This is a genomic window from Kribbella sp. CA-294648, from assembly GCF_050943845.1.
GTDB lineage: Bacteria > Actinomycetota > Actinomycetes > Propionibacteriales > Kribbellaceae > Kribbella.
In genome coordinates this window covers 1,247,049-1,264,629 of sequence record NZ_CP191981.1, presented here as the reverse complement: position 1 = coordinate 1,264,629, position 17,581 = coordinate 1,247,049, and the positions used below count along the sequence as shown (strand labels likewise).

Annotated in this window: 17 protein-coding genes; 8 read left to right on the top strand and 9 right to left on the bottom strand. The window is 68.4% G+C overall.

The features are described from left to right. Window positions 1-12 precede the first annotated feature (12 nt). Window positions 13-1,047, bottom strand: a complete 1,035-nt coding sequence (locus ACQPYM_RS06170) for a LacI family DNA-binding transcriptional regulator (RefSeq protein WP_433016153.1) — start codon at window positions 1,045-1,047, stop codon at window positions 13-15. Window positions 1,048-1,051: 4 nt separating this feature from the next. Next, complete coding sequence (locus tag ACQPYM_RS06165; protein WP_433016150.1) at window positions 1,052-3,400, bottom strand: beta-glucosidase family protein; 2,349 nt, start codon at window positions 3,398-3,400, stop codon at window positions 1,052-1,054. Between the two features lie 148 nt (window positions 3,401-3,548). Here ACQPYM_RS06165 and ACQPYM_RS06160 point away from each other — a divergent pair, with 148 nt between their 5' ends. The 6 genes from ACQPYM_RS06160 to ACQPYM_RS06135 all read left to right on the top strand — a co-directional run bounded on the left by ACQPYM_RS06160 (window position 3,549) and on the right by ACQPYM_RS06135 (window position 10,914). Next, window positions 3,549-4,898, top strand: a complete 1,350-nt coding sequence (locus tag ACQPYM_RS06160; RefSeq protein ID WP_433016147.1) for an extracellular solute-binding protein — start codon at window positions 3,549-3,551, stop codon at window positions 4,896-4,898. Continuing rightward, window positions 4,895-5,818: a carbohydrate ABC transporter permease gene (locus tag ACQPYM_RS06155; protein WP_433016145.1), complete on the top strand. Its 924-nt coding sequence runs from the start codon at window positions 4,895-4,897 to the stop codon at window positions 5,816-5,818. Before ACQPYM_RS06160 ends, ACQPYM_RS06155 begins: the two co-directional genes overlap by 4 nt. Window position 5,819: 1 nt before the next feature. After that, window positions 5,820-6,644, top strand: a complete 825-nt coding sequence (locus ACQPYM_RS06150; RefSeq protein WP_433016142.1) for a carbohydrate ABC transporter permease — start codon at window positions 5,820-5,822, stop codon at window positions 6,642-6,644. Window positions 6,645-6,662: 18 nt separating this feature from the next. Continuing rightward, window positions 6,663-7,823 carry a xylose isomerase gene (gene xylA / locus ACQPYM_RS06145; protein ID WP_433016139.1) on the top strand — a complete coding sequence of 387 codons (1,161 nt, stop codon included), beginning with the start codon at window positions 6,663-6,665 and terminating at the stop codon, window positions 7,821-7,823. A 376-nt stretch (window positions 7,824-8,199) separates the two neighbouring features. Further along, window positions 8,200-10,170: a heparinase II/III domain-containing protein gene (locus tag ACQPYM_RS06140; protein WP_433016136.1), complete on the top strand. Its 1,971-nt coding sequence runs from the start codon at window positions 8,200-8,202 to the stop codon at window positions 10,168-10,170. A gap of 54 nt (window positions 10,171-10,224) precedes the next feature. Next, the gene (locus ACQPYM_RS06135; RefSeq protein WP_433016133.1) at window positions 10,225-10,914 is read left to right on the top strand and encodes an alpha/beta fold hydrolase; all 690 of its coding nucleotides are present in this window, start codon (window positions 10,225-10,227) and stop codon (window positions 10,912-10,914) included. On the opposite strand, the gene ACQPYM_RS06130 is transcribed toward ACQPYM_RS06135, so the two are convergent. From ACQPYM_RS06130 to ACQPYM_RS06110, 5 genes are all read right to left on the bottom strand, one after another. Beyond that, a complete protein-coding gene (locus ACQPYM_RS06130; RefSeq protein WP_433016130.1) occupies window positions 10,911-11,699 on the bottom strand; it encodes a hypothetical protein in 789 nt (262 codons plus the stop codon). The genes ACQPYM_RS06135 and ACQPYM_RS06130 overlap by 4 nt on opposite strands. Next, window positions 11,696-12,256, bottom strand: coding sequence for an RNA polymerase sigma factor (locus ACQPYM_RS06125; RefSeq protein WP_433016127.1), 561 nt, complete (start codon window positions 12,254-12,256; stop codon window positions 11,696-11,698). The genes ACQPYM_RS06130 and ACQPYM_RS06125 overlap by 4 nt, the downstream gene beginning before the upstream one ends. A gap of 99 nt (window positions 12,257-12,355) precedes the next feature. Continuing rightward, on the bottom strand, window positions 12,356-13,279 hold the full coding sequence (locus ACQPYM_RS06120; protein ID WP_433016124.1) for a hypothetical protein: 924 nt from the start codon (window positions 13,277-13,279) through the stop codon (window positions 12,356-12,358). Next, a complete protein-coding gene (locus ACQPYM_RS06115) occupies window positions 13,276-13,773 on the bottom strand; it encodes a SigE family RNA polymerase sigma factor (RefSeq protein WP_433016121.1) in 498 nt (165 codons plus the stop codon). Before ACQPYM_RS06115 ends, ACQPYM_RS06120 begins: the two co-directional genes overlap by 4 nt. Window positions 13,774-13,836: 63 nt before the next feature. Continuing rightward, window positions 13,837-14,604 carry a helix-turn-helix domain-containing protein gene (locus ACQPYM_RS06110; RefSeq protein WP_433016118.1) on the bottom strand — a complete coding sequence of 256 codons (768 nt, stop codon included), beginning with the start codon at window positions 14,602-14,604 and terminating at the stop codon, window positions 13,837-13,839. 228 nt (window positions 14,605-14,832) lie between these two features. Here ACQPYM_RS06110 and ACQPYM_RS06105 point away from each other — a divergent pair, with 228 nt between their 5' ends. Then, on the top strand, window positions 14,833-15,498 hold the full coding sequence (locus tag ACQPYM_RS06105) for a DUF4097 family beta strand repeat-containing protein (protein ID WP_433016115.1): 666 nt from the start codon (window positions 14,833-14,835) through the stop codon (window positions 15,496-15,498). Window positions 15,499-15,508: 10 nt separating this feature from the next. Here ACQPYM_RS06105 and ACQPYM_RS06100 read toward each other — a convergent pair whose 3' ends face one another. Together ACQPYM_RS06100 and ACQPYM_RS06095 are read right to left on the bottom strand one after the other, a co-directional pair. After that, window positions 15,509-16,054 carry a DUF6458 family protein gene (locus ACQPYM_RS06100; protein WP_433016112.1) on the bottom strand — a complete coding sequence of 182 codons (546 nt, stop codon included), beginning with the start codon at window positions 16,052-16,054 and terminating at the stop codon, window positions 15,509-15,511. Window positions 16,055-16,125: 71 nt separating this feature from the next. Further along, a complete protein-coding gene (locus ACQPYM_RS06095; protein WP_433016109.1) occupies window positions 16,126-17,274 on the bottom strand; it encodes a hypothetical protein in 1,149 nt (382 codons plus the stop codon). Window positions 17,275-17,314: 40 nt separating this feature from the next. On the opposite strand from ACQPYM_RS06095, the gene ACQPYM_RS06090 reads away from it, so the two are divergent. After that, window positions 17,315-17,572, top strand: coding sequence for a winged helix-turn-helix transcriptional regulator (locus tag ACQPYM_RS06090; protein WP_433016106.1), 258 nt, complete (start codon window positions 17,315-17,317; stop codon window positions 17,570-17,572). The last annotated feature ends 9 nt before the right edge of the window (window positions 17,573-17,581 follow it).

Below are 17,581 nucleotides of genomic sequence, written 5' to 3'. Positions count from 1 at the left end.
CCCGGCCCCAGGTCAGCTGACGGGGACGCGGGCCAGCTCGGCCGTGGAGTCGCGAACGATCAAGCGTGTTGCCAGCTCGACGTGATGCGAGTCGACCTTCTCACCGGCAGCCAACTGAAGGGCGGTCCGCAGTGCCACGGCGCCCATCTCCCGTAGCGGCTGGCGAACAGTGGTGAGCTGAGGCGACGCAAGCCGGGCGACCTGGGTGTCGTCGAACCCAATGACACTCAGATCCTCCGGAACCCGAAGGCCGCGAGCCCGAGCAGCCTCCATCACCCCGAGCGCGGTCTCATCGCTCCCGGCGAAGATCGCCGTCGGCGGCTCGGGCAGGTCGAGCAACGCCTCGCCACCAGCCAGACCGTCCTCGTACAGGAACTCCCGCAACCACACGTACTCCTTCGGCACCGGCGCTCCAGCAGCCTCCATCGCACCGCGGAACCCGTTCATCCGGGCCTGGTTGCAGCCTGAACTCGGCGGACCACCGCAGTACGCGATCCGTCGATGGCCCAGCGACAGCAGATGCTGGGTCGCGGCCATTCCGCCCGCGAAGTTCGTCGAACCCACGCTGGTCACATCAGGCTGCGCGATGCTGACCGGGTCGACGACGACCAGCGGCAGCCTCGCTCGCGACAACGCCGCGAGGTCGGCCGCGGTCAACTCGCAGGTGATGCCGATCGCCGCGCGCCGTCCGTTCGCGATCATCTGACGGATCCACGGCACCGCCCGGCCCGTACCACGAGACGCCGGCGGGTGCGATCCCACGACCACATCGACCCCGGCAACCTGGCCTGCCTCGACCACGCCCTGGATCACCTCGACCGAATAGGTGTTGAGGAAACCCTGGTAGAACAGCTCGACCGTGATCCGCTCGACCTGTTCGGGCCGGCGTCCGACGTACTCGTGCGCGCGCAGGATCTCCTGCACCCGGGCACGGGTCGACTCGGACACGTCGCTGCGCCCGTTCAGCACCTTGGAAACAGTGGCGACCGACACGCCGGCAGTGGCCGCGACGGTGGCCAACGTGACACGCCCGCTCAACCGCGGCACCTCCTCACCCTGCTCCTCCAACCGTCCGGATCTCGACGGGGGTCACCATCGTACGATCGTGCCCCACCACGCGAGTGGTCCCGGTGACCCGCACGATCGCGCGGCACGGCAGGTCCGTCGACGACGTCCCCACCAGTACTTCGAGGTCGCCCGCCTCGACTATGCGGCGCAGGTCAGGCCCACTGTAAGCGGTCCGGTCGGCATGCACACGGAAGGCGACCTCCGCCGCCTCGCCCGACTCCAGCGACACCCGCGCGAACCCGGTCAGCAGCTTGAGCGGCCGAGCGACCTGCGCCACCACATCGTGCAAGTACAACTGAACGACCTCGTCACCTCGCCGCGAGCCGGTGTTCCGGACCCGGACGGTCGCGGTGAACTCGCCATCGGTGCTGATCTCGTCAGCACTGAGCTCCAGCCCACCGACCTCGAAGGACGTGTACGACGCACCGAACCCGAAGGGATAAAGCGGCACAGTCTCCAGCCCACTGATGCCCGCACTCTCCGCACTCCCGAGCGCCGGCTGCAGGTAGGTCCCTGGTTGCCCACCGACGTGGCGCGGAATCTGCACCGGCAACTTGCCGCCGGGAACGACTCGGCCACTGAGCACTCCGGCGATCGCGGCTCCACCCGCCTGCCCAGGAAGGAAGGCCTGCACCAAACCGGCGGCCCGCCCAGCGATCTCGCCCAGCGCGTAAGGCCGACCGGAGACGACCACCACGACAACCGGCGTACCGGTGTCGAGCAAGGCAGCGACAAGCTCATCCTGTACGCCGGGCAGGTGCAGGTCTTCCGCGTCGCAACCCTCACCGGACGAACCCTGGCCGAAGAGTCCGGACAAGTCGCCCACGCAGACGATCGCAAGGTCGGCATCCCGGGCAGCCTCGACCGCGGCGGCGATCCCCGAACGGTCGTCACCGACGACCGAACAGCCTTGTTCGTAGGCCAGTTCGACGCCGCCCAACTCATTGCCCAAGGCATCGAACAGGGTCTGCACCGAGATGCCGAGCCCGCGATCGGGGTAGCGCGGCAGGACGTGGTTGGGGAAGGCGTAGCAACCCATGAAGGTCTTCGGGTCACCGGCACACGGTCCGACCACCGCGATGCGCTGGGGGGCAAGGCGATCCAGCGGCAGCGCAGTACCGGCGTCGAGGAGGACGACGGAGCGTTCCGCCACCTCGAGGGCCAGGGCCTGGTTCTCGGCGGAGTCGAGGTCGACCTCCTGCACCGAGCCTTCAGGTGTCCAGTCGGGGTCGAGCAGACCCAGTTGCACCTTCTGCAGAAGGACTCTACGAGCTGCGCGGTCGATCAGGTCTTCCGAGAGCTGACCCCACTTGACCCGCTCGAGCAGCCCCGCGCCGTACCCGATCGTGTCGGGCAACTCGACATCGGTGCCTGCGGCAAGCGCCAGAGCACCCGCGTCGTCGGCCGTGGCAGCGACGTGATGCATGGTGGCCAGGAACGGCACCGCCCAATAGTCGGAGACCACCGTGCCGGCGAAGCCCCACTCGTCGCGCAGCAGTTGGGTGAACAGCCACGGATCCGCGCCGGCCGGCAAGCCGTCCAGGTCGGAGTACGAGCTCATCACCGAACCGGCGCCCGCGGTGGCGATCGCCATTTCGAAGGTGGGCAGGATGACGTCGAGCAGTTCGCGCCGCCCGATCGACACCGGTCCGTGGTTGCGGCCGGCCCGCGACGCGGAGTAGCCCGCGAAGTGTTTGAGCGTTGCGATCACACCGGCACTCTGCAGCCCGCGCACGTACGCCGACCCCAGCATCCCAACCAGGTAAGGGTCTTCGCCCAGTGTCTCCTCCACCCGGCCCCAGCGATAGTCGCGGACGACGTCGAGCACGGGCGACAGTCCCTGGTGCACACCGGCGGCCGCCATGTCGCGCCCGATCGCCGCCGCCATCCGCTCGACCAGCGCGGGATCGAAGGTCGCACCCCAGGCGAGCGCCGTCGGATAGACCGTCGCGCCGTACGTCGTGAACCCGGTCAGGCACTCCTCATGGACCAGCGCCGGTACGCCGAGCCGCGAGCCGTCGAGCACGACCCGATGCTGGCGGATCACCTCGGCCACACCCTCCGGCACCGTGAGCGGGACGCTGCCCCAGACCCGGGTGAGATGGCCGAGCCCGTGCACGCTCGCCTCTTCCAGCGAGACCGATCCGCCCGCGCTGAAGACGTCCTGCATCGGCGCGACGTTGAGCTGCTCCTCGGCCGGCTGCTCGGTCTCGGCCATGTCGTTGCCGATCCACCGGCTGCCGAGCTGGGCGACCTTCTCGGCCGGCGTCATCGCCTGCAGGAGCAGCTCGGCCCGCTTCTCGGCCGGCAGCGCCGGGTTCCGCCAGCTCACGAAAGCCTCCTGTGAATTTGATCGATCAATCGCCGAAGTTTCGAAATGTTTCGATATCGCCCCGTGATCCATGGGAGTCAATTTCTCCTAGTTATGCGTCTGGTTCAAGACCTTGACAGCAACACGGCCGAAATCTACGTTACGAAACATGACGACTTCTCGGCGCAACTTCCTTCGCATTTCTGCCGGCAGCGCCGCCATCGCGGCCGGGCTCGCTGCCTGTGGCACCTCCGGCCCGAAGAGTTCCGGCACCTCCAGCAACGGCGCGGCGGCAGGCACCGGCGCGACGTACTGGTTCCTCACCGGCCAGCCGCAGCAGAGCATCCGTGAGGGGCAGGTCAAACGGTTCAACGACGCCAACCCCGACAGCCAACTGAAGACGACGCAGTTCCAGAACGACGCGTTCAAGCAGAAGATCAAGACGGCGATCGGGGCCGGCCAGGGCCCGACGCTGATCTGGGGCTGGGGCGGTGGCGGCCTGAAGAGTTACGTCGAGGCTGACCAGGTCGAGGACCTGACCGGCTGGTTCGGTGAGAACGCCGAGCTGAAGGACTCGATCTTCCCGTCCGCCTTCGGCGCGGCCACCGTGAACGGCAAGATCTACGCGATGCCGGTCGAGACGACCACCCCGATCGTGCTGTTCTACAACAAGACGGCGTTCGAGAAGGCCGGCGCCGAGCCGCCGAAGTCGTGGGGCGACATCCTCGACCTGGTGCCGAAGTTCAACGACAAGGGCATCGCGCCGTTCTCACTCGGCGGCCAGTCCCGCTGGACCAACATGATGTGGCTGGAGTTCCTGTTCGACCGGATCGGCGGCAGCGAGGTCTTCCAGAACATCTTCGACGGCAAGCCGAACAGCTGGTCGGACCCGTCCGCGCTGAAGGCGCTGGAGGAGATGCAGAAGCTGATCAAGGCAGGAGGCTTCATCAAGGGCTTCTCCTCGATCACCGCCGACTCGAACGCCGACCAGGCCCTGCTCTACACCGGCAAGGCCGCGATGATGGTGCACGGCGCCTGGACCTACGGCGGGATGAAGGCCGACGGCGGCAAGTTCGTCACCGACGGCCACCTGGGCTACATGAACTTCCCGCCGGTCGACGACGGCTTGGGCGACCCGACCACCACGGTCGGCAACCCGGGCCAGTACCTGTCGATCTCCTCGAAGGCGAGCCAGGCCGACAAGGACGTGGCGAAGAAGTTCCTGTCCACCTCGACCCTGGACGACGCGTCGGTCGAGGCCTGGGTGAAGTCCGGCAACATCCCGGTGGTGAAGAGCGCCAAGGACAAGCTCGGCTCGGTCACCGACAAGAACGACGCCGAGTGGCTCAAGTTCGTCTACGACACCTCGGCGAACGCGAAGACCTTCGTCCAGTCCTGGGACCAGGCGCTCAGCCCGGCCGCGGCCGAGGCGCTGCTCGACAACATCGCCAAGCTGTTCCAGCTGTCGATCTCCCCGCAGCAGTTCGCCGACAACATGAACAAGGTGATCGGCAAGTGACGGCTGCCGCTCCGTCCGCCGTAAAGGTTGCCGGGCGGACGACCTCGCGCGCCGGGCGGAGCGGCTCGGTCGCCTGGATGGCGCTGCCCGCCCTCGCGATCTTCGTGCTGTTCGGGGTCGTCCCGCTGGTCGGGGTGCTGCTGCTCAGCTTCGCCCAGTGGGACGGCCTCGGCGCCATCCACACCGCCGGATTCTCCAACTGGCGCTCGACGCTCAGCGATCCCGCGCTGCCGCACTCGCTGTTCGTCACGTTCGAGATCATGATCCTGTCCTGGGCGGTGCAGACGCCGATCAGCCTGCTGCTCGGCGTCTTCCTGGCCGGCCGGCAGCGCTACCGGGCCCTGCTCGCCGTCCTGTACTTCGTCCCGCTGCTGCTCAGCTCGGCCGCGATCGCCATCACCTACAAGGCGTTGCTCGACCCGAACTTCGGGCTCGGCGCCGGCCTGCACCTCGACTTCCTGGCCCAGGACTGGCTCGGCAAGGGCAACCTCGCGCTCGGCGTGGTGATCTTCGTCGTCTCCTGGCAGTTCATCCCGTTCCACTCGCTGATCTACCAGGGCGGGGCCCGGCAGATCCCGCAGACGATGTACGAGGCCGCCGCGATCGACGGCGCCGGCCGGGTCCGGCAGTTTTTCAGCATCACCGTGCCGCAGCTGAAGTACACGATCATCACCTCGTCCACGCTGATGGTGGTCGGTTCGCTGACCTTCTTCGACCTGATCTTCGTGCTCACCGCGGGCGGTCCCGGCGACGCGACCCGGGTGCTCGCACTGGACATGTACAAACGCGGCTTCCAGGCCAACCTGATGGGTCCCGCCAGCGTGATCGCCGTACTGCTGGTGCTGATCGGTCTGGCGCTGGCGCTGCTGCTGCGCAGACTCGGCGGCAGCACGACGGCCAGCCAGCAGGAAGGTGCGTGAGATGCGGTTGACCCGACGGAACTGGCTCGGTGGTACGGCGGGCTGGCTGTGGCTGGTGATCGTGCTGATCCCGCTGTACTGGATCGTCGTCACCAGCTTCAAGGACCAGGCCGGCTTCTTCACCCAGAACCCGTTCGCGCTGCCGGCCGAGCCGACCTTCAACAACTACAAGCTGGTGATCGAGTCCGACTTCCCGCGGTACTTCCTGAACAGTGTGATCGTCACGGCCGGCACCATCCTGCCCGCGGTCGCGATCTCGTTCATGGCCGCGTACGCGATCGTGCGCGGCGCCGGCGGCCGCTTCCTGGCCGGGGTGAACGGGCTCTTCCTGATGGGCCTGGCGATCCCGCTGCAGGCGACGATCATCCCGGTCTACCTGCTGATCATCAAGATGCACCTGTACGACAGCCTGCTGGCGATCATCCTGCCGTCGATCGCCTTCTCCATCCCGTTGTCGGTGCTGGTGCTGACCAACTTCATCCGGGACGTGCCCAAGGAGCTGTTCGAGTCCATGCGGGTCGACGGTGCGACCGAGTGGGGCATGCTGCGCGGACTCGCGCTGCCACTGACCCGGCCGGCCCTCGTGACGGTCAGCATCTACAACGGGCTCGGCGTCTGGAACGGCTTCCTGCTGCCACTGATCCTGACCCAGAGCCCGGAGAAGCGAACCCTCCCGCTCGCCCTGTGGACCTTCCAGGGCCAGTACTCCGTGAACGTCCCGGCGGTACTCGCCTCGGTCGTGCTCACCACGCTGCCCATCGTCATCCTCTACGCCATCGGCCGCCGCCAGCTCCTCAGCGGCCTCACCGCCGGCTTCAGCCGCTGATCCCAAGGACCCCCTCTGATGTCTGACTTCACCCCCACCCGCGCCGACAAGTTCTCCTTCGGGCTGTGGACCGTCGGCTGGCAAGGCGTCGACGTCTTCGGCGGCGCGGTCCGGCCGGTGCTCGACCCGGCCGAGGCGGTGCACCGGCTGAGCGACCTGGGCGCGTACGGCATCACGTTCCACGACAACGACGTGTTCCCGTTCGACGCCTCGCCGGCCGAGCGGGACGCGCACCTGAAGCCGTTCCGGGCGGCGCTCGACGAGACCGGCCTGGCCGTCCCGATGGTGACCACCAACCTGTTCTCCCACCCGGTCTTCCGCGACGGCGGCTTCACCAACAACGACCGCGACGTGCGCCGGTTCGCGATCCGGAAGGCGGCCGACCAGCTCGACCTGGCCGCCGAGCTCGGCGCCGAGACCTTCGTTGCCTGGGGCGGCCGGGAGGGCGCCGAGTCGGGCGCGGCCAAGGATGTCCGGGCCGCCCTCGACCGGTACAAGGAAGCCTTCGACGTGCTGGGCTCGTACGCGATCGAGCAGGGCTACGACATCCGGTTCGCGATCGAGCCGAAGCCGAACGAGCCGCGCGGCGACATCCTGCTGCCGACGATCGGCCACGCGCTGGCCTTCATCGAGTCGCTGGAGCACTCCGAGCGGGTCGGCCTCAACCCCGAGGTCGGGCACGAGGAGATGGCCGGGCTGAACTACGCGCACGGGCTGGCCCAGGCGCTGTGGCACGGCAAGCTCTTCCACGCCGACCTGAACGGGCAGAACGGGCCGCGGTACGACCAGGACCTGCGGTTCGGCGCCGGCAACGCCCGCGGTGCCTTCTGGACCGTCGACATCCTCGAGAACGGCGGCTACGACGGCCCGCGGCACTTCGACTTCAAACCGCCGCGCACCGAGGACATGGACGGCGTCTGGGCCTCGGCCGCCGGCTGCATGCACAACTACCTGGTACTCCGGGCCAAGGTCCGCGCCTTCCGCGCCGACCCCGACGTCCAGCAGGCGCTGCTCGACGCGCGGCTGGACCAGCTCGCCCAGCCGAGCCTGGCGGCCGGCGAAACGGTGGCCACCCTGCGCGCCGAGGAGTTCGATCCCGACCAGGCCGGCCGCCGTGGGATGGCCTTCGAGCAGCTCGACCAGCTCGCCCTGGACCACCTCTACGGCATCCGGAGCTGACAGTCCGGAAAACTTGTTGCCCCCGCACTGCAACCTTCCCGGCCTGCCCGGACATTTAAAGGGTAGACGCCGAAAGCTGGGGGGACGACCGATGCGGGACTTTGGCAACGACCTGATGACCCGGCACGCCGCGCTGGCGTGCCGGGTTTTTCCCGTTCCCCGGCGGCTGCCAGATTTCGTGACCGATTCGCGCCAACAAAAAGTGCTCTTCCGGACATCTACTTCGTAGAGACGCACAGCCCGGCGACTCGGCTGACCTCCCGCCACGCCCGCGGACTGTAGCGACTGAAAAACCACAGCATCTTCCCTGGGGACGCCCGCCCTCAAATACCGGTCTAGACCTGAAAGGTCGAGGCCTGATCGCGAGTGAGGACGAATGACGACCGGACGCCACAGCCCCAGCCCTCGCCCTGACGGCAGCACCAGCCCGCGCCGCAGGCGGCTCACCCGCAGGCAGTGGCTTCCGCTGCTGAGCGCCGGAGTCATCGCCGTCGTCATCGCGCTGGTCACCGTCATCGTGTCGCCGCAGCACGCCTGGAGTCCGGGTGCCGGCCAGCCTCCGCGACTCGGCAGCAAAGCGATCCCGAGCGCGACCGGGCCGACCACACCGGTCAGGTCCGGCCAGGTGGCCGCGACGAAGTACGCCTGTCCGCGGTACAGCGGAATCGACTACGCCAATCCGCTGACCCGGCTGTACCAGGACACGTTCGAGTGGAGCCGGCATCCGCCGTACCAGGTGGGCAACGGCAAGGGCGACATCGACTGGCGCGCGAACCCCTACTCCCAGCCCAGCTGGTACATGTGGTTCCACTCGCTGCGCTGGCTCGGCCGGGGCATCGACGCCGCCAAGGCCGGTGACAAGCAGGCGATGACCCGGGTCACGACGATCCTGCAGGACTGGATCAAGGACAACCCGTACGACTGGAAGGTCAACGCCGGCGCGCACGAGGCGACGATGCACCGCACCAACGTGCTGATCTGCACCCGGCAGGCGATCATCGCCGGGCTGAAGGTCAAGACGCTGCCGGCCGGCTATGCGTGGATCGACCGGTCGCTGCTGGACCACGCCAAGTTCCTGGAGATCAACTTCAGTGGCCAGGGCAACCATGGCACGGACGAGAGCATCGCGCTGTTCGGGATCGGGTGCACGCTGCGGCGCGAACCGCTCAAGCAGCTGGCCCAGCGACGGCTGACCACCGCGATCGTCGAGGCGATCGACGAGCAGGGTTCGACCAACGAGCAGTCCACGGCGTACGCCCAGTTCAACTGGTACTTGTGGGGCCGGGCGATCAAGGCCCTGAAGGAATGCGGCGTCGACCCCGGTACGACGATCACCGAGCGGCGCAGACTACTGGCGAACTGGCTCGCGCTGGCCACCAACTCGCTCGGCCGGCTGCACCAGCTCGGCGACTCCGAGGACGTGCAGGCCGTGCCCATCCCTGGTACGCCGCTCGAGTACGCGGGATCGCTGGGCCGCAAGGGGGTTCGGCCGACCCAGCGGGTGGGGATCTTCGAGGCCGGCTACATCTTCGGCCGGACCGGCTGGGGCGAGAAGCGGCGGTTCGTGGACGAGTCGACGTACAGCATCAAGTACGGGCGGCCCCGGACTTGGCATGGGCACGACGACCACCTGTCGATCACGTACACCTCGCACGGCCGGCCGATCCTGGTCGACAGCGGACATATCGGCTACAAGAACGACAAATGGCGCGAGTGGGTGAAGAGCGAGTACGCGCACAACGTGCTGGCGAGCCCGGCGATGACCAGCCACAAGACCGAGAGCAAGCTGGTCCGCTCGAAGCTCGGGCCGACGTCCGAGTTCTACGACCTCGCCGACGTCCCCGCGCCGGGGATGACGCGCAAGCGCTCGCTGCTCGTCCTCAAGGATCCGGACCTGGTCGTGGCCTTCGACCGCGCCACCTCGGAGAACGACCAGGCGTTCCAGACACTGTGGCACCTGCCGGCCGGCCAGCAGGTGGCGGTCGTCTCCCCGAGCACCGTGGTCGCGCAGAAGCCCGGTGACACGGTGAAGACGGTGCTGCTGCAGGTCCCTTACTCCGAACCGCTTGCGGCCAACTCGACAACGGTTGCCCAGGGCAAAGAAGACCCGATCCAGGGCTGGCAGTTCCCGAAGATCACCCAGAAACTGCCGGCCCCGACCGTCAGCTTCCACCGCAACGGCCGCTCGGCCACCATCCTGTCCGTCATCGTCCCCGCCGGCTCCGCAACACCGGTCAGCTTCAAGACCCGCAGGTCCGGCCCGGCCTTCCTGATCGACCTCACCGTAGGCACCACCGTCACCACGATCGAAGTACAACCCGACGGCACCCTCACCCGCCTGAAGTAACTCTCGGTGGCCGAGGCTTATCCTTACCTTGACATATCAAGGTAAGGAGATCACATGACCGAGATCAGGCTTGACCGGGGTGAGGTGCGGCTTTTCGGTACGGCGTCCGGAGCCGGCCCGACCGTCTTGCTGCTGCATGCCGGTGGTGAAGAGCGTGGGGTGTGGAGGCCGATCGCGGATGTGCTCAACCGGCGTGGGCTTCGGAGCGTGGCGTACGACCTGCGTGGGCATGGCGCGAGTTCAGGGGAGGCAAGGGCGCTTCAGCTGATTGCGGAGGACGTGGTCGCGATGATCCGCCACGAGTCGGCACCGGTCGTCGTGGTTGGTGCTTCGCTCGGTGGGCTGGCTGCCATCGCGGCGCTCGCCGATCCGAGCGCGGCACCGGCTGTCGCCGGGCTGATTCTCGTTGACGTTGTACCGATTCCGGACGGGCCGAGTGTTCGCGCCTGGCTCGACGGGCGCGGCCTCCGTTACCCCACCGATCTGGTCGACGACATCCTCGCTCAAGGCCCGGCGCTGCTCGCAACAGCCACCGACCTCACCGTGCCGATCATGCTCGTCCGAGCCGGCCCGGCCTCACCACTCACCGACGCCGACACAGACCGGTTCCTCGCCGCCGTCCCCGCCCTGACGATCACGCACATACCGACAGCCAGTCACCTGATAGCCCGCGACGCCCCCAACCAACTCGCCAACCTCATCGTGCCCCAGGCAACGACTTGGCTGAAGTCGCGGCTGGGTTAGAGCCTCAGCGCGACTCTTGCGGTGGTGCCGTCTCGGTAGGTCACCTGGACCGGGGCGCCTTGTCGGGCGGCGTGCTCGAGATCGTTGCCTGGAAGCCACAGAGCGAAGTGGCCGCCGGCGACGGTTGCCTTGACCTTGCCGTGTGTCGGGCTGGTGTAGGTGACGGCCACGACCTGTGACCCGGCGAAGCCGACGGCGACCGACAGTTCCCGCCCGTCGATCGCGCCGGTTCCGAGGTCGGTGGCAGCAAGGCCGCGGGGCGCCGGCGGATTGACGGTCGGGCGCCCGACCGAACCGAAAAAGTCCCGGAACCAGTGCGTCGAGTCGTCCGTGACGCAGAGCGCGGTGAAGCGATGCTGCCCCGAGAGAACCACCAGGGTCCATCGACCGCGCCGCTCCGAGATCGCGGTCACCGCCGTCGACAGATCGTCCTTGTACTCCGGGAACACCTTGTGCTGCTGGCGGCACGAGGCCGAGGCGTCGGCTCGCTGCTTCGCCGACATCCCCGCGGGGTCCCCGGTCCAGCTGGCGAAGGCCTCGTCGCCCCCGACGACGGAAGGCACGACGATCGCAGTCGCGCTCACCGCAGCCACCAGGCCGGCACCCAATGCCACCCGGCGGCGGATCTTCCGTCGCGGCGCGGGGCGAGGCGGCACGGGCCGGAGTACAGGCTCGGTCGCGAGGATCCGCTGGAGGTCGGCCTGGGCCCGGGTGCCGTGCGGGTCGATGTCCGCGGCGGCGGGATCGAGGGTCTTCAGGACGTGGAGTTCGTCGATGCGGGTCATTGGGTGTGCCTTTCCGGGGATGCAGCGGGGGCGGGCGCGGGTTTGGGGAGCTGACCGAGGTGCGCGCGCAGGGCCCGTCGGGCGCGGCTGAGCCGCAGCCGGAACGCGACGGGCGAGATGTCGAGCACCATCGCGGCCTGAGGTGCGGCCAGATCTTCCAGTACAGCGAGGGCGAGCGCCTCTTGATGGACGGCCGACAGCTTGTTCCAGGCAGCCGCCAGATCGACCTGACGGGCCACCAACTCGGCGTCCCCCTCCGGCTGAGCCGGTACCACTTCCGCGAGCCGCACGGCCAGGGCCTGCTGCCGCTCGGCACCGCGACGGGCGTTCAGGACCGTGCGCCGGGTGATGCCGAACAGCCACGCCCGGGCGTCCATCAACTGCTCCGGTACGTCGTCCAGGCGCCGCCAGGCGACGAGGAACGCCTCCGCGACGATGTCTTCGGCCTGGGTGTGATGCGCCCGGCGTTGCGCGAAGCGGACCAGGTCCGCGTACACCGCCTGGTAGAGCGCGACGAACCGGGCCTCGCGGTCCGGAGCGCTGGAAGGAAACGTCATGACCCGTACTTGTCCGGCACGAGAGCAAGTGTGTCGCGGCCCGGGCACGCAAAAGGAGCCGGTCCGCCGACCGGCTCCTTCCGACCCCTCATTGTCCCGTCAGGACCTGGGCACCGCGATCTCGTTGCCCGCGGCATCGAGTGGGGTGATGGTCACGGTGCGCAGGTCGTTCTTCGGGATCACGACACCGAAGAACCGGAGCTTGTCGGTGGACGGTGTGGCGACCGCGTCGGCCAGCCTGCTGACGCCGCCTTGGGCGGTGATCCGGACCTTCCGCGCAGTGATCGGCGCAACGCCGAACACCATGCTGTGCCCGATCTTCACGGTGCCCTTCTCCCGGTTGTGCCCCTGGACGGCGTGGAAGCTCTTCGCCGTCGCTTTCGGGAAGCACACGTGCGGCACGCCGAAGCTGCTCGGCGGACCTTCGTCGGCAACCAGGCAGTTCTCGGTGGAGTACGCGAGCAACGCCCAGCGCTCGGTCGGGACCTGGCCCTCGGCGATGTAGTAGGCCCGCGGCCGGTACGCGTTGGCGTCCGGCAGCTTCGTGAACGGCTTGGCCGACCAGGGAGCCGGCAGAACCTTCTTGTGATCGACGCTCGGCTGGTTCGGGCCCTGAGACTCTCCTGGCGTCGGGCCGCCCGGCGTACCCGGCGTGGCTGTTCCGGTGGCGTTTTCCGGCGTACCGGTTCCGCTGCCAGGAGTACTCGGCGTGCCGCCTGGCTGGCTCGGCGTGCTGCCCGGCGCGCTGGGCGTGCCGCCCGGCGTCGGGGTCTGTCCGGCCGTTGGGCCGAAGCCGGCGACGCCTGGTTCGCGGTTGCCGGACAGGGCACCGGCGAGGGTCGAGCCGGTCATGATCGCCAGCGCGGTGGTCGCGGCCACCCCGGCGAGGGCCAGGCCGGCGCGACGGCGACGGCGCTGGTTGATGCGGACGCGGACCGGAGCGGCCGGGTCCGCGGGTTCGGGCCGGGGCTCGGTGAGCTGGGTCAGCCGGTCGGCGATGTCGTCGAAGTCGTGGTCGGTCATCTGATCCCCTTGGTGGTGAGCTCGCCGGTGTTCGAGCGGAGTGCCTCGAGACCACGACGGGCGTGCTGCTTGACGGTGCCGACGGTGCAGCCGAGGATCTCGGCCACCTGCTGCTCGTGGAGGTCTTCGGCGTAGCGCAGATACACGGCCGCTCGCTGACGTGGGCTGAGCCGCGCCATCGCGCCGTACAGGGCCAACCGGTCGTCGACCTGCCCGGTCCCCCCGGCGACGGCGGTGTCCGGCACCGTCGCGCTGGGCCGCTCACCGATCCAGCGGCGCCGCCGGCCGGACAGGAACGTCGTGGTGACGATCCGCCGCAGGTACCCCTCCGGACTCTCCGCCCGCACCTTGCGCCAGCGGAACCACAGCTTGGTGAACGCTTCCTGCGCCAGGTCCTCGGCCTGCTGATGGTCAAGTGTCAGCGCGTACGCCAGCCGGGCGGTGGCAGTCCACCGGGCCCTGACAAACGCATCGAAATCCTCGAGGTCGCTCATCGGCCTCCCTTCCTCACCCCTTGAACGCCTCAGCCACCTCGTCGCGATGACATCACCGGCCGATCAGTCCGGACGGGGAGCACCCGGATCTTGCCCGGCGGTGTGGTCCGAGGTCGTTTCGGGCTTCGTGTGGAGGACGTCGCGGGCTTGATGAGCGACGCGGAGAATGCTTTCGCTGATGAAGTCGCTGAAGCGGGCGATGTTCTCCAGGCGGGTGGCGGCCGCCGTCCCAGGGCCGAGAATGCTGACGCCCTGCCGCGCGGTCTCGGCGAACTGAGCAGTGCCGCGGGCGCTGGCGATCGTCGACTGGTACCAGACGTCGTCGTCGACGAAGTAGCGCTCACGCCGGCGATCCTCGCGGCGTTCGCGGCGGATCAGGCCCTGGTCGTCGAGGAACGAGATCGCCTTGGAGACCGAGGCCGGACTGATCTGCAGGTGCTGGACGAGATCGGCCGCGCTGAGCCCGCCAGCATCGGCCACGAGCAGACAGGTCAGCACCCTGGCCATCATCTTGGGCAAGCCCTGTTGCATCAGGAGCGTGGTGAACGCTTCTTCGTAGTCACGCACCGCCTGGTCGTCGCGTCCGTTGCCCTGCGCAACCGCTCGTCGCTCCGGCGGCAGACTCTGCCGGCGCCGATGCGCGCGGCGTTCGGTCGCGCGGTGGGCCAGGTCGGCCCGGTAACTGGTCGGGCCGCCGTTGCGCATCACCTCGCGCGTGATCGTCGAGGTGGGGCGGTCGAGCCGCCGGGCGATCTGCGCGTAGGCGAGGCCGTCGGCCAGCCCCGCGGCGATCTGCTGACGCTCCTGCTGGGTGAGTCTGCCTCCCGACACCGGCCATCTCCTTCGGTCCATCCCGCCCGGACCGTCAGCGTAGCGTTCGCTCGCATCCAACGCAACGACGGCGTGCTTGGTCTATTGCGTTAGCTTCACCCTCGTTGCAACGAAATACTGCCTTTGACCTGCGAGTTTGCAGTTAGAAAGCAACGAACTAGTTGCAAGATCTGCGAACGCAACGTAGCGTTTCCGGTATCAGAAACGAACACGAACGAGGAGAACATCATGCAGAAGTTCGACACCCCCGCCGCTGTTTCCGCCGTCCTGGACGTCCCCGCCGGACGCATCCAGGTGATCGCCGCCGACCGTGCCGACACCACCGTCGAAGTACGGCCGGCTGACGCTTCCAAGGGCCGCGACGTGAAGGCGGCCGAGCAGACCGAGGTCGAGTTCGGCGACGGCGTCCTGCGGATCAAGGCGCCGGCGGGCAAGACCCTCGGACCGTCCGGCTCGATCGAGGTGACGGTCCAGGTGCCCACCGGTTCCCACCTCGAGGCGAAGACGGCCGCCGCCGAGTTCCGGGCGGTCGGACGGCTCGGCACCGTGGCCTTCGACGGCGCACACGGCCCGGTCAAGATCGACGAGGCGGCCGGCATCCGGCTGACTGCCCATGACTCGGACATCACCGTCGGCCGGCTGACCGGTTCCGCCGACATCAGCACCCAGAAGGGCGACATCACCATCAGCGAAGCAACCTCCGGCACGGTCGAACTGCGCACTCAGCTGGGCAACCTCACGATCGAGGCCGCCCCGGGCGTCTCCGCCACGCTGGACGCCGGTACCAGCCTCGGCCGGGTCCACAACGCCCTGAAGAACACCGAAGGCGCTGCCGCCCCGCTCACCATCCGCGCCACCACCACCAGCGGCGACATCACCGCCCGCACGCTGTGATTCGGGTGGGTCAGTGACGGCGTCTGAGCTGGCGCAGAAGGCGCCGGGCCCGGGACTCGGTCGGTTGACCGGAGTCCCGGCCCGGCAAGCCGGTGTCGGGAGTTGAGGTCACCGGCGCCGTCCGGTCCGGCACCGGAATGTGCAGGCCACTGGCAGCCGGATCCAGATCAACATGCCGCTCGGTAACGCCATCCACCTGCTCGCCACTCACCGGCTCCTCCCTGTGCACCGGCACCTGCCCGCCCACCGGCGCCTGGCTGTCGATCGGCACCTCGCGTCCGGGCGCGAGCGGTTCCGGCGCTGACCGTGCCGTTCGGGGTGCGGCGCCGTACTGCGCCGGCGGGTTGCTCCGGACTACCCGGTGGCCCTCCACGGCCGGGCCCGGTAGCCGGCGGCGGCGGTTGGTGATGTGGAACGAGAGCCAGATCCCGACCGCACCCGCGAGCATGATGACCACACCCGCGGCGTCGAGGTCGAGTGTGCCGCCGCGATCGCGAACGGCGAAAGCCAGAATCGCGCCCACCGTGATCAGGAAGATGCCGACCCCGATACTCATCATTCCTCCAGCTGTCCCCGTCTACCGTCACCGGGCCGGTACCCACTGTCACGGAAAGTGAACATCTGGCCTCAGATCAAGTCGCCTATCCGGAGTTGCTCGGTCAGCAGGCGGCGGAACTTCGCGGGATCCCCGGCCACATAGCCGGCGACCAGGCGAAGGCCGGCCGGATAGTTCAGGACATAGCTGCGCGACGACGGGTCGTTCACGAACCGCACCAGATTCGCCGCGAGCTCGGGCGGGACGGCGGCCCAGTGCTCGACGTACGCGCAGATCTCCTCGACGGTCGCACCAGCTTCGTGCAGCATCAGCGCCGCGTTCACGTCGACCCACCGGCACTGCTCCCGCGCCTCGGCGATGGCCAGTTCCCGCGCCAGGTCGATCGCAATGCCCGCCCGCTGCAGGATCTCCGCGAACCGTACGCCGCCCTCGCCCGCCAGCAGGAGTTGCGGCGCCAACTGACCGATGCCTTCGGAGATCACCGATTGCGGCGCTGGCCCAAGCACCAGCGTCTCCTCGACCAGACCCCGACCGCGGACGAGGTGGTGCTCATGGCAGGACCGCTCGGCCTGGTGTCCCGGGTACGTCTCGTGCAGCACGGTCACCAGCAGATCCATTGCGGGCAACGGCTGGCCGACGTTCACCGAGACCTCCCCGCGCATGTTGCCGAGGTAGGTGTTGTAGCCGCTCCACGACACGTCCCGGACGAACTCCAGCTCGATGCCCTCCCCCTTGGGCAGGTCGACCAGCGCACGGGTCTGCTCCCGCGCCTCATCGATCACCGCTGTCGTCAGTCGCTCGATCAATTCCGGCGGTACGACGGTTGCCGACCGCCACTGATCGAAACGCTCCCCCAACGACCCCGCACCCGGCAGGAGATCGTCAAGTCGCTTGTGTGCTTGGGCAAACACCGACTCGTCGGTGTGTTCCGGCCGTACGCCGTAACAGCCCTCGACCTCATCGGCGTACGAGCGCTGCTCCCCCGCAAGCCCACCCGCGAAGACCCGCAGAGCCGCGACCTGATCGCGCAGCCAGGAGTCGCCCAACTCCGCCAGCAATGCGTCGGCCTCGTCCACCAGCTCCCGAGGATCGGCAGGCTCCTCGGCCGCGATCTCGGCGGCCGGCCCGGGCGGACCGAAGTACGCATCGACAACGCTCTCGTCGTGCCGCCCGAGCCGCAACCCCAGCCGCAGATAGCGCAGTACCAACGCATCGGTCATCCGCTCAACCTACCCAGCGGGTCAGATCATGATGGCGAGTTTGCCAACGGTTCCGGTGGTGAAGTCGGCGACGGCGCTGGCCGCGTCCGCGCGCATGCTCACCCTCACCCTGCGCAGCCTGGAACGCGACGGCCTGGTCACCCGCACGGTCACCCCGACCTCACCCCCACGCGTCGACTACGCGCTCACCGAGGTCGGCAGAACCCTCTCCGGCCAGGTCGCCGCGCTCATCCAGTGGGCCGAGGAACACCGCGAGTACATCGCGAAATCCCGCGTCCAGTACGACGCCGACCCCTGACCGTCTCGC